This is a genomic window from Sulfurihydrogenibium sp., from assembly GCF_028276765.1.
GTDB lineage: Bacteria > Aquificota > Aquificia > Aquificales > Hydrogenothermaceae > Sulfurihydrogenibium.
The window spans coordinates 1-10,114 of sequence record NZ_JAPYVU010000055.1; the positions used below are offsets into that span (position 1 = coordinate 1).

At 34.1% G+C, this 10,114-nt stretch carries 12 protein-coding genes; 6 read left to right on the forward strand and 6 right to left on the reverse strand.

The features are described from left to right. The first annotated feature begins 475 nt into the window (after positions 1–475). Positions 476–784 carry a hypothetical protein gene (locus Q0929_RS07905; RefSeq protein WP_299239526.1) on the forward strand — a complete coding sequence of 103 codons (309 nt, stop codon included), beginning with the start codon at positions 476–478 and terminating at the stop codon, positions 782–784. Positions 785–906: 122 nt separating this feature from the next. Here Q0929_RS07905 and pheA read toward each other — a convergent pair whose 3' ends face one another. The 5 genes from pheA to guaB all read right to left on the reverse strand — a co-directional run bounded on the left by pheA (position 907) and on the right by guaB (position 6,059). After that, positions 907–1,986 (reverse strand): prephenate dehydratase, encoded by a 1,080-nt coding sequence (gene pheA / locus Q0929_RS07910; protein WP_007546517.1) that lies wholly within the window; start codon positions 1,984–1,986, stop codon positions 907–909. After that, positions 1,987–2,760 carry an inositol monophosphatase family protein gene (locus tag Q0929_RS07915; RefSeq protein ID WP_299239531.1) on the reverse strand — a complete coding sequence of 258 codons (774 nt, stop codon included), beginning with the start codon at positions 2,758–2,760 and terminating at the stop codon, positions 1,987–1,989. A 258-nt stretch (positions 2,761–3,018) separates the two neighbouring features. Then, complete coding sequence (locus tag Q0929_RS07920; RefSeq protein ID WP_299239533.1) at positions 3,019–4,215, reverse strand: phosphoglycerate kinase; 1,197 nt, start codon at positions 4,213–4,215, stop codon at positions 3,019–3,021. A gap of 16 nt (positions 4,216–4,231) precedes the next feature. After that, the gene (locus Q0929_RS07925) at positions 4,232–4,579 is read right to left on the reverse strand and encodes a hypothetical protein (protein ID WP_299239536.1); all 348 of its coding nucleotides are present in this window, start codon (positions 4,577–4,579) and stop codon (positions 4,232–4,234) included. A gap of 13 nt (positions 4,580–4,592) precedes the next feature. Next, positions 4,593–6,059: an IMP dehydrogenase gene (gene guaB / locus Q0929_RS07930; RefSeq protein ID WP_299239539.1), complete on the reverse strand. Its 1,467-nt coding sequence runs from the start codon at positions 6,057–6,059 to the stop codon at positions 4,593–4,595. Between the two features lie 93 nt (positions 6,060–6,152). On the opposite strand from guaB, the gene thrC reads away from it, so the two are divergent. The 5 genes from thrC to Q0929_RS07955 are packed head-to-tail and all read left to right on the forward strand — an operon-like array spanning position 6,153 to position 9,246. Continuing rightward, a complete protein-coding gene (thrC, locus tag Q0929_RS07935; protein WP_299239540.1) occupies positions 6,153–7,379 on the forward strand; it encodes a threonine synthase in 1,227 nt (408 codons plus the stop codon). A gap of 1 nt (position 7,380) precedes the next feature. Then, positions 7,381–7,794, forward strand: coding sequence for a hypothetical protein (locus Q0929_RS07940; protein ID WP_299239542.1), 414 nt, complete (start codon positions 7,381–7,383; stop codon positions 7,792–7,794). Positions 7,795–7,808: 14 nt separating this feature from the next. After that, a complete protein-coding gene (locus Q0929_RS07945; RefSeq protein WP_007546504.1) occupies positions 7,809–8,087 on the forward strand; it encodes a MoaD/ThiS family protein in 279 nt (92 codons plus the stop codon). Next, positions 8,087–8,329, forward strand: coding sequence for an NIL domain-containing protein (locus tag Q0929_RS07950; protein ID WP_012459517.1), 243 nt, complete (start codon positions 8,087–8,089; stop codon positions 8,327–8,329). The genes Q0929_RS07945 and Q0929_RS07950 overlap by 1 nt, the downstream gene beginning before the upstream one ends. Further along, a complete protein-coding gene (locus Q0929_RS07955) occupies positions 8,329–9,246 on the forward strand; it encodes a Ppx/GppA phosphatase family protein (RefSeq protein WP_299239543.1) in 918 nt (305 codons plus the stop codon). The genes Q0929_RS07950 and Q0929_RS07955 overlap by 1 nt, the downstream gene beginning before the upstream one ends. Before the next feature lie 103 nt (positions 9,247–9,349). On the opposite strand, the gene Q0929_RS07960 is transcribed toward Q0929_RS07955, so the two are convergent. Continuing rightward, on the reverse strand, positions 9,350–10,003 hold the full coding sequence (locus Q0929_RS07960) for a transposase (protein WP_299239545.1): 654 nt from the start codon (positions 10,001–10,003) through the stop codon (positions 9,350–9,352). Positions 10,004–10,114: the final 111 nt, after the last annotated feature.

The window sequence follows — 10,114 nt, forward strand, 5'->3', positions numbered from 1 at the left end:
GCTTTACAAGTTGTTTATTATATTCTTTCCAGTCTCTTTTCATAAAAACCTCACCAATTTTTAAGTTTTTAGGTATAATTTTATATGATATTACAATTAAATTGTAAAAGTTTTTGGACAATATCAAAGTAATTACAACAGCATACTCGTTTGGCTGTGCTATACGTTACATCTGAACCGTGTGGGTTATAAAGTCTGGTGCAATTTCAAATTTTTTTATTACAGCCATGTGTTACATCTGAACCGTGTGGGTTATAAAGCAAATCGTATATGGTGTACCCGGGTCCGGAAAAACAGTTCCATCTGAACCGTGTGGGTTATAAAGTTGTATCTACTGCTATAAGCTTACGTAAGAATATTAGAGCGATATCTTGCTTATGCCGGTTATCAATTTAATGTAAATAAAATAGAATTGAGACCTTATACATCTCTGGGTTTTTATAGTTACCACACAGATAAAGGAAACTTTGTAGGATTGGGATTAACAGGTAAGATTAACTTACCACACGGATTTGGAATATTTGCATCTACTGAGTATGATAAGATATTTAATGGTAAATACAGATTGGGTAGTGTAGCGAATAAGGATATTAAAGATATTTGGGAAGTAAGTGCGGGCATTAGCAAAAAAATTAATTTTGCAGAAATCTATCTTAAGGCTTATCATAGAGAACATAAAGCAAGTGTTACTGAAGTTTATTCAGATGGATATGGAAATACTGATACTAGTAATACTAATATCAAATATAAAATCAGCGGTGTTATGATAGGATTGAATTTCTAATAACAAACAGCCCTGCCTTGTACGGGGCGGGCTTTTCTATCACTTATTTACTATTATACAATCCGAACCTTTTTAGATATAAAATTCAAAGTTTTAGACAGCTTCCCACTTATTTAAAAAATCTAATCAACCGCCTTAGGATATGAGCCTAAAATCTTGAAAAATGGAACGTTGGATTTTAACTCTTCAAGAGTATTCTTTACTACTTCGTCATCAATATGACCCTCAATATCTGTAAAGAAAATATAATCCCAAGCCTCTTTTTTAGATGGTCTTGATTCTATTTTAGTCATATTTATACCATTTCTATAAAATGGCTCTAAGGCTTTATATAACGCACCAACTTCGTTTTTTACAGAAAAAATAAACGTTGTTTTGTCATTTCCTGTTTTGCTTGGTATTTCATTACCAATGATTAAAAATCTTGTATAGTTATAAAGATGCTTATCTATCTTTCTTTCTAAAATGTATAATCCATAAACTTCTGCCGCTGATTCGCTGGCTATTGCTGCAGATTCATAATCATCTTTTGCCATTTCTGCAGCTTTTGCTGTACTTTCAACTTCTATAAGCTGAACATGTGGCATATTTTTTAGTATCCAATCTCTACATTCTGCTATTGCAAATTTATGACTGTAAATTCTTTGAATTTCATTAATGTTTGGATTTATACTCATTAGATGTAAAGAAATTTCTAAAATAACTTCACCTATGATTTTTAAATCATACTCTAAAAACATATCAAGAGTATAGTTAACAACCCCTTCTATTGTATTCTCTACCGGAACTACGCCAAAATCTGCTTTTTTCTTGACTATCTCTTCAAATACATCTTTTATTGTTGATACGGGTATATGCTCTACAGAATGTCCAAAGTATTTTAGGCTTGCTTGATGGGTAAACGTTGCCTTTGGTCCAAGATAAACGACTTTAATATTCTCTTCTATGCTTCTACAAGCTGAAATAATCTCTCTAAATATATGTTTTACAATATCCGTTGGAAGTGGTCCTTTGTTGAGTTTTTCTAATCTATCAAAAATTTCTTTCTCTCTGCTTGGAACAAAGATTGGAAGATTGTTTGCTTTTTTAATCTCTCCAACTTCTTTAGCTAAGGTTGCTCTTTTATTTATAAGCTCTAAAATCTGATTGTCTATACTATCAATTTCTTGTCTTAAAGCTTTTAGCTTTTCTTGATAATCCATTTATTTACTACTCCTGACTATATCATATAAAACATCGTAAATCTCTTTTCCCCCTGCAATTACATCTCCGGAGGATAAATCTTTCCCGCCTTCAAAATTTGAGTATATACCGCCTGCTTCTTGAATGAGTAATACACCTGCTGCTATATCCCAAATTGAAAGCTTCATCTCAAAAAATCCATCAAAAACACCCTCTGCTACTAACGCTAAATCAACCGCTGCAGCTCCGGGTCTTCTAACTCCAGAAAATGTAATCATTGCTTTTTTTAGCATATCAAGATAATTATCAAGCTCTGCTACATATCTAAATGGAAAGCCTGTTGACACAACTGCCTGCTCGATTGGTCTGTTGGATACTTTTATCTTTTCTCCGTTTAAATAGCTACCTGCTCCTTTTTCCGCCCAGTAAATTTTATCTAACATAGGAACGTAGATAACCCCAACTATTGGCTCATTGTTTTGAAGAAGTGCAACCGATACGGCAAAAATCTCAAAGCCACATATGTAGTTTTTTGTTCCATCTAATGGGTCAACCACCCAAGTAAATTCGCTTTCACCAAACTTTCCATCCTCTTCACCAAGAAAAGCATGGTCAGGAAAGTTTTTAAGTATGTGATTTCTTATCCTTTCTTCTGATAATTTATCAACATAGGTTACAAAATCTTTTATTCCTTTACTTTCTATATCAGATTTTTTTACTTTTTTAAAGTTTTCTTTTAAAATTCCCCCACCAATAAAAGCTGCCTCTTTTGCTACTTCTAAGAATCTACTCAAGTTCAGCTCCTTTTAATCTTAGTTTTATATGGAAGTGTTCCAAAATTTTTTGCAAGCTTAACTTTTCTCGTCATCCAAAGGACGTAAGTCCGAAGGATCCCCCTCTTTTAAAATAAGGAGATTCTTCGCCGGCTTCAGAATGACATATAAGATTATCCTTTCTCTCATGCTTTTCAGTTAACCTTTCACTGTTATCCAGAGGACGTAAGCCCGAGGGAACACATATTTATTACTTCTCACCCCCAAAATAGTCCAAACTTAACTTTTTCTTGTGATTGCCTCCAAGCAAGGTAGTTGTTTTCCTTCAAGAAGTTCTAAGAATGCACCGCCACCTGTCGATAGATAACTTATTTTATCTACTACACCAGCTTTATGGATTGCATAGTCTGTATCGCCACCGCCTGCGATTGACAACGCCGGTGATTCTGCTATTGCATGAGCAAGTTCAAAGGTTCCCATTTTGAATTTATCTATCTCAAACACACCCATAGGTCCGTTCCAAACTATAGTTTGTGCATCTTTTATGATTTCTTTTATTAAAACTACCGACGCATGTCCTATATCAAGACCAAGCCAGCCGGATGGTATTTCTTGCCATGCAACTTCAATAACCGGTGTTTGGTCAGAAATAGCCTGACCACAGATAAAGTCTACCGGTAGATAAAATTTAACGTCTTTTTCTTTAGCTTTTTCCATTATTTCTAATGCTTTATTAATCATTTCCTCTTCAACAAGAGATGAACCTACTTTATAGCCAAGAGCTTTTATAAAAGTAAAAGCCATTGCACCGCCGATAAATATTTTATCCACCTTGTCAAGCAAAAACTCTATTACTCCAAGCTTAGATGAAACCTTAGAACCTCCAAGAAATGCAACTACAGGTCTTTGTGGATTTAATAATGCTTTTTTAAAGTATTCTATTTCTTTCTCAAGCAAAAATCCCATTACAACAGGTTGGACGTAGTCTTTTATTCCATACATTGAAGCGTGTTTTCTATGACATGTTCCAAATGCATCTATTACATAAATTTCAGCAAGCTTTGCCAATGCTTTTGCAAATTCTGGGTCATTATTTTCCTCTTCTTTATGAAATCTTAAATTTTCCAGTAGAACTATTTCGCCTTCTTTCATATTTAAAACTGTTTTTTCTACGTCTTCACCTACACAATCAGGCAAAAATTTTACTTCTTTTCCTACCAATCTTTCCAATCTTTTAGCCACTGGGTATAAAGAATACTTAGGGTCTGGTTTTCCTTTTGGTCTTCCAAGATGGGATGCAAGAATTATTTTTGCATTTCTATCAAGAAGATAGTTTATAGTCGGAACAGTTTCTCTTATTCTTACATCATCTTCAATGTTTCCGTTTTCATCAATCGGCACGTTGTAATCAACTCTAACAAAGACTCTTTTTCCCGATACGTCAACATCTTTTAAAGTTAGGTAATTGTCAAACATTAAAAACCCTCCTTTATTAAAATTCCTCTTCGTTATCTCCTTCCATGCTGTCAAATAAAGTAAATCCTTCTATGTCAATTCCTTTTATCTTTAATGCAGTCTCTCTAAGTAATTCAAGATATGATGCGATTTCTCTGTAAGATTCAAGCATTGCAGACAGCTTTAACAACTGTTCCGGCGGTAGTTTTTTCTCATAAATCTTGATAGCCTTCTTTATAGCAGCTTTTGTGATAACTATCTCACCGGCTTTCTTTTGCCACTCACTCCAAAATTCGTTTGTTCCAAGAGGACTTTTGATAATAAATCTATCTAAATTTGTAATTTCTTGAGCCAAAAGCAATTCAAAATCTGTTGGTTTTTTCATCTTTCAACTCCTTTTAATCTATCCAGTAGTTTGGTGCTTCTTGAGTTATATAAACATCATGAGCATGACTTTCTCTTAAGCCTGCATTTGTTATTTTAATAAACTTGGTTTTTTCTTGTAGGTCTTTTATGGTTTTAGAACCGGTATATCCCATACCAGCCCTTAATCCTCCCACAAGCTGATAGACAACATCTGCAAGCGGTCCTTTAAATGGAATTCTTCCTTCGATACCTTCCGGAACAAATTTTTCAACGTTTTCTTGAGAGTATCTATCACTGCTAAATCTTGCTTTCATAGCACCAAGAGAACCCATTCCTCTATAAACTTTATAAGACCTTCCTTGATAGAAAATTCTCTCTCCTGGAGCTTCTTCTGTTCCTGCAAAAAGACTTCCAAGCATGACTGTATCAGCACCAGCAGCAATTGCCTTGACTATATCTCCAGAGTATCTGATACCACCATCTGCAATCAATGTTTTTCCATATTTTTTAGTAACTTCTGCACATTTAGAAATTGCTGTAATCTGAGGAACGCCTATTCCTGCAACTACCCTTGTTGTACAAATAGAACCCGGTCCTATTCCAACTTTTACTCCATCCGCACCGGCTTTGATTAAATCCTCTGCTGCTTCTGCTGTTGCTACGTTTCCACCGATAACATCAAGGTCTGGAAACTCTCCTTTAATTTTTTCAACGGTTTCTAAAACTCTAACAGAATGTCCGTGGGCAGTATCAACAACTATCACATCTACTTTTGCAGAAACCAAGGCTTTTACCCTTTCCATTGTATCCGGACCAACGCCAACAGCCGCACCAACCCTTAACCTACCCGCTGAATCTTTGCAAGCATTTGGATATTTTTTTCTTTTTACAATATCTTTAATTGTAATTAAACCTTTAAGCCTTCCTTCATCATCTACGACCGGAAGTTTTTCCACTTTATGCTTTTGAAGAATTTCTATAGCTTCATCTAAAGTAATACCTTCTTTTGCAGTTACTAAAGGAGGCTTTGTCATAAACTCATAGACCGGTTTTTCGTGATCTTTTTTATGAATAAATCTTAAATCTCTATTTGTTAAAATACCAACAAGCTTATTTTCATCATCTACAACAGGAACGCCGGATATTTTATAAATAGACATTATTTCAAGAGCTTCTTTGACTGATTGATTTGGTCTGATTGTTACCGGGTCTGTAATCATTCCACTTTCAGCTTTTTTTACTTTTTCAACCTCTCTCATCTGGTCTTCAATAGACATATTTCTATGGATAATTCCAATTCCGCCTTCCCTTGCTAAGGCTATAGCTAATCTATGTTCAGTAACAGTGTCCATTGCAGCCGATACTAACGGAATATTAACTTTTATGTTTGGTGTAAGATATGATGTAACATCTGTTTCATGGGGTAAAACATCCGATTTTTGCGGAAGCAATAAAACATCATCAAATGTTAGGGCTTCTTCTATTGGAAATGTAAGCAAGATAAAAAACCTCCTAAGGGTGATATAAATTAATATTTTAGCATAAAAATATGGTAAAATTTCTATTATTTTTCTTGATGGAGGAAGGATTAATTGGCAAAAGTAAAGGCTTTAAAATGTAAAGAGTGTGGAGCTGAGTATCCTGTGGAACCAATTCATGTATGTGAATTTTGTTTTGGTCCGCTGGAGATTGTATATGATTATGATGAGATAAAAAAGAATATATCAAGAGAGAAAATAGAAAAAGGTCCAAAGAGCCTATGGAGATATATTGATTTACTGCCGGTAGAAAATCCAACCGTTGGTCTATCTGCAGGATTTACACCACTTGTAAAAGCAGAAAATCTTGGTAAGCTTTTAGGATTAAACAATCTTTATATAAAAGATGACTCTGTTAACCATCCAACATTATCATTCAAAGATAGAGTTGTTGCGGTTGCTCTTTCAAAGGCAAAAGAGTTTGGTTTTGATACTGCTGCTTGTGCCTCTACAGGAAACCTTGCTAACTCTGTTGCAGCCCATGCAGCTTCTGCAGGAATGAAATGTTATGTATTCATACCGGCAAACTTAGAAACAAATAAAATCATTGGTAGCTTGGTTTTCAATCCTGTTGTTGTAGCAGTTGATGGAAATTATGACGATGTTAACAGACTTTCTTCTGAAATTGCAAACGAGTTTGGATGGGCATTTGTTAATATAAACGTTAGACCTTTTTATTCTGAAGGTTCAAAAACCTTAGCATTTGAAGTTGCAGAGCAACTTGGTTGGAAAATACCAAACGTAGTAGTCGCACCTCTTGCGTCAGGCTCTCTTTATACAAAAATTTGGAAAGGTTTTAACGAGCTGAAAGAAGTTGGTTTGGTAGAAGGAAATCTTCCAAGGATGCTTGGAGCACAAGCAGAAGGATGCAGTCCTATATACCAAGCATTTAAAGAAGGAAGAGATTTTATAAAACCTGTAAAACCAAATACAATAGCAAAATCTATAGCTATAGGAAACCCAGCTGACGGACCATATGCTGTTAAAGTAGCAAAGGAAAGTAAAGGTGATATCCAAATAGCAACAGACGAAGAAATCATAGAAGGCATCAAATTACTTGCAAAAACAGAAGGAATCTTTACAGAAACCGCCGGTGGTACAACAATCGCAGTATTGAAAAAGTATGTAGAGATGGGAATGATAGATAAGGACGAGGTAGTAGTTGCTTACATTACAGGAAATGGCTATAAAACAATGGAAGTTCTTGAAGGAAAGCTTGAAAAGCCTATACATATAAAACCAACATTGGCAGAGTTTAAAAGCAAAGTTATAGGTGGATAAAATGGCTTATACACTGCCAAGAAGTGTATATAACATATTAGAAGAGACTCTTGGAAGTAGAGAAAAGGCAGAAAAGTTTGCAGAAGCTTTTGAAAAGATTATAGAAGAAATTGACAAAAAAGCTGAAAAGGAAATTGTCGAAAAAAAAGAAATATTAAAAATAGAACTAAAAGAAGAGTTAAAAAATGAACTGGTAACTCGGGACCTGTTTGAAGAAAGGTTTAAAGTTATTAATGAAAGATTTAATTCAATTGATGAAAAATTTAAAGTGATTGATGAAAGATTTAAAGTAGTTGATGAGAAATTTAAGAGATTGGAATTGAAGCTAAATATTCTAATTATACTAGTTTTATTAGCTTTAACATTATTCAATCCGGCTTTTTTAAGTATTATTGAAAAATTATTAAAACTGTAAGGAGGTTTAGATAAATGGCAATAACTGTAAGAATACCAACAGCTTTAAGAAGGATCACTCAAGGGCAAGGAGAAGTTCAGATATCAGCTTCTACAATCGGAGAGTTGATAGAAAATTTAGAAAAAGAATTCCCGGGCATCAAAGAAAGACTTGTTGATGAAAACGGAGAAATTAGAAAGTTTGTTAACTTTTTTGTAAATGATGAAGATATAAGATTTTTACAAGGAAAGGATACACAATTAAAAGATGGAGATGTGGTAGCTATAATACCAGCAATAGCTGGAGGAAAATAATGAATTCGATGAAGCTAAAGCTCATCTATCCGGAGGAGAAAATAAAAGAACCACTTTTAAGTAAAGTTTGTAAAAATTTTAATATTGACATAAATATAAGAAAGGCAAACGTTCAAGAAAAGATGGGCTGGTTGGAACTTGAATTCATTGGAAACGATGAAGAAATAGAAAAAGCTATAAACTTCTTGGTCGAAAATGGCGTAGAAGTCCAACCAATAGAAGGTCAGGTTTTTATAGAATAATGAAGCCAAAGATTATAGCACTACTAGATATTGGAACATATTCAACGCGTATGTTAATAGTTGCTGTCCACTTTGATGGACGGTTTGATGAGATATTAAGCGTAGGAAGAATTACAGCACTTGGAAGAAAATTAAAAGAGACTGGCTATTTACAAAAAGAAGCGATGGAAGAGACTTTGGCTGTTTTAAAGGAGTATGTTCAGATAGCAAGCCAGTATAAACCGGAAAAAATATTGGCAGTGGCAACGCAAGCTTGTAGAGAATCAAAAAACGCAGATGAATTTATCTCAAACGTAAAAAAGCTTGGGATTGATGTAAGAGTTATTACAGGAGAAGAGGAAGCAAGATTAGCTTTTATAGCAACAGCAAAAGCTTTAAACATCGAGGGAAAATTTACAGTAATAGACCAAGGTGGCGGGAGTACTGAATTTTCCTATGGTGAAAAATCAAACCTAATAGCATCAATATCATTTCCATTTGGAATTGTAAACTTTACAGAAAAATATATAAAATCAGACCCACCAAAGCCAGAAGAGATTATGCAAATAAAAGACTTTCTAAAACAACAATTGCCTATAGCCTATGAGAAGATGAAAGATACAGAAATTTTAGTCGGGCTTGGTGGAACTATTACTACGGTTGTAGCCTTAGAGTACAACATCTATCCGTACGATTCTAAAAAAGTTCATGGTTCAAAACTTACATATGAAGCAATTACAAAATGGTTAAACAAACTTGCAAGTATGACAGTAAACCAAAGAAAAGCAATTCCTATGATAGAAGATAAAAGAGCCGAAGCTATAGTGCCGGGAATTGTTATATTTCAAACAGCTATGGAAGTTTTCCAAAAAGATGAGATTACAGTCAGCGAGTGGGGAGTAAGACACGGTTTACTATTGGAATTAATCCAAAATTAGTATAAATTATTTATATACCTTGGCTGAGAAATTATCGGTTTTTATAGAATTTAAAAAAAAGAGATCCTTCGGACTTCGTCCTCAGGATGTTCTATGTTAAATGTCAAGTACAAAAATTTTCATCAAATGGTTTTCTATTCTTTAATACACCATATGCCTGCCTTAATAACTTATGTGCTACAGCTACTAATGCTAACTTTTTAGCCTTGCCTTTACTTACTAACCTTTCGTATAATTCTCTGCAGTATTTGTTAAACCTTATTGCTGATAATGCTGCCATGTATAGTATCTTTCTTGCATATGGATTTCCCATTTTCTTTATCTTGCCACTTTTCTTTACACTTGATCCACTTTCATATGGACTTGGATTTAAACCAGCAAAACTAGCTGCTTCCTTTACACTTTTAAATCTTTTAAATCCTCCAAATATTGATATTACTACTCCTATAACCCTATCACTTACACCAGGTATACTTTTTAAAAGTTTGTACTCCTCTTGAAAATTCTTCTTAGACAATTCTTTTATCTCTTTCTCAAGCTCTTTTATGCTTTTTTCTATTTTTCTGATTAGCTCATCGTAATATTCCAAGTTCTCTTTCAATCTTTTCATCGGTACATGACTTAATGATTCTCTTTTGTTTCTTAGCATTGTAAGCTGATGCTTTAAGTCTTCTAATATCTTTAGTTTTACTTCTATTTCTTTTTCTACATCTGGTTTTGGTTTATAAAGCTCCCCATCAAAAAAACGTTCTTCCATATTCTGCTGTTGTAGTATGAATCAGCTTTATCTGTTTTAACTCTTGACATTTTAGCTTCCATAAACTTCTTTATTGAAAATGGATTTACAACTGCTACCTGATAGTCATTT

Bases quoted from the DNA above. Each gene is read 5' to 3' on its own strand.
- pheA (WP_007546517.1), bottom strand. From the start codon at position 1,986: ATGGATTATCAAGAAAAGCTAAAAGCTTTAAGACAAGAAATTGATAGT.
- Q0929_RS07920 (WP_299239533.1), bottom strand. From the start codon at position 4,215: ATGTTTGACAATTACCTAACTTTAAAAGATGTTGACGTATCGGGAAAA.
- Q0929_RS07925 (WP_299239536.1), bottom strand. From the start codon at position 4,579: ATGAAAAAACCAACAGATTTTGAATTGCTTTTGGCTCAAGAAATTACA.
- Q0929_RS07940 (WP_299239542.1), top strand. From the start codon at position 7,381: ATGGCTTATACACTGCCAAGAAGTGTATATAACATATTAGAAGAGACT.
- Q0929_RS07945 (WP_007546504.1), top strand. From the start codon at position 7,809: ATGGCAATAACTGTAAGAATACCAACAGCTTTAAGAAGGATCACTCAA.
- Q0929_RS07950 (WP_012459517.1), top strand. From the start codon at position 8,087: ATGAATTCGATGAAGCTAAAGCTCATCTATCCGGAGGAGAAAATAAAA.
- Q0929_RS07955 (WP_299239543.1), top strand. From the start codon at position 8,329: ATGAAGCCAAAGATTATAGCACTACTAGATATTGGAACATATTCAACG.
- Q0929_RS07960 (WP_299239545.1), bottom strand. From the start codon at position 10,003: ATGGAAGAACGTTTTTTTGATGGGGAGCTTTATAAACCAAAACCAGAT.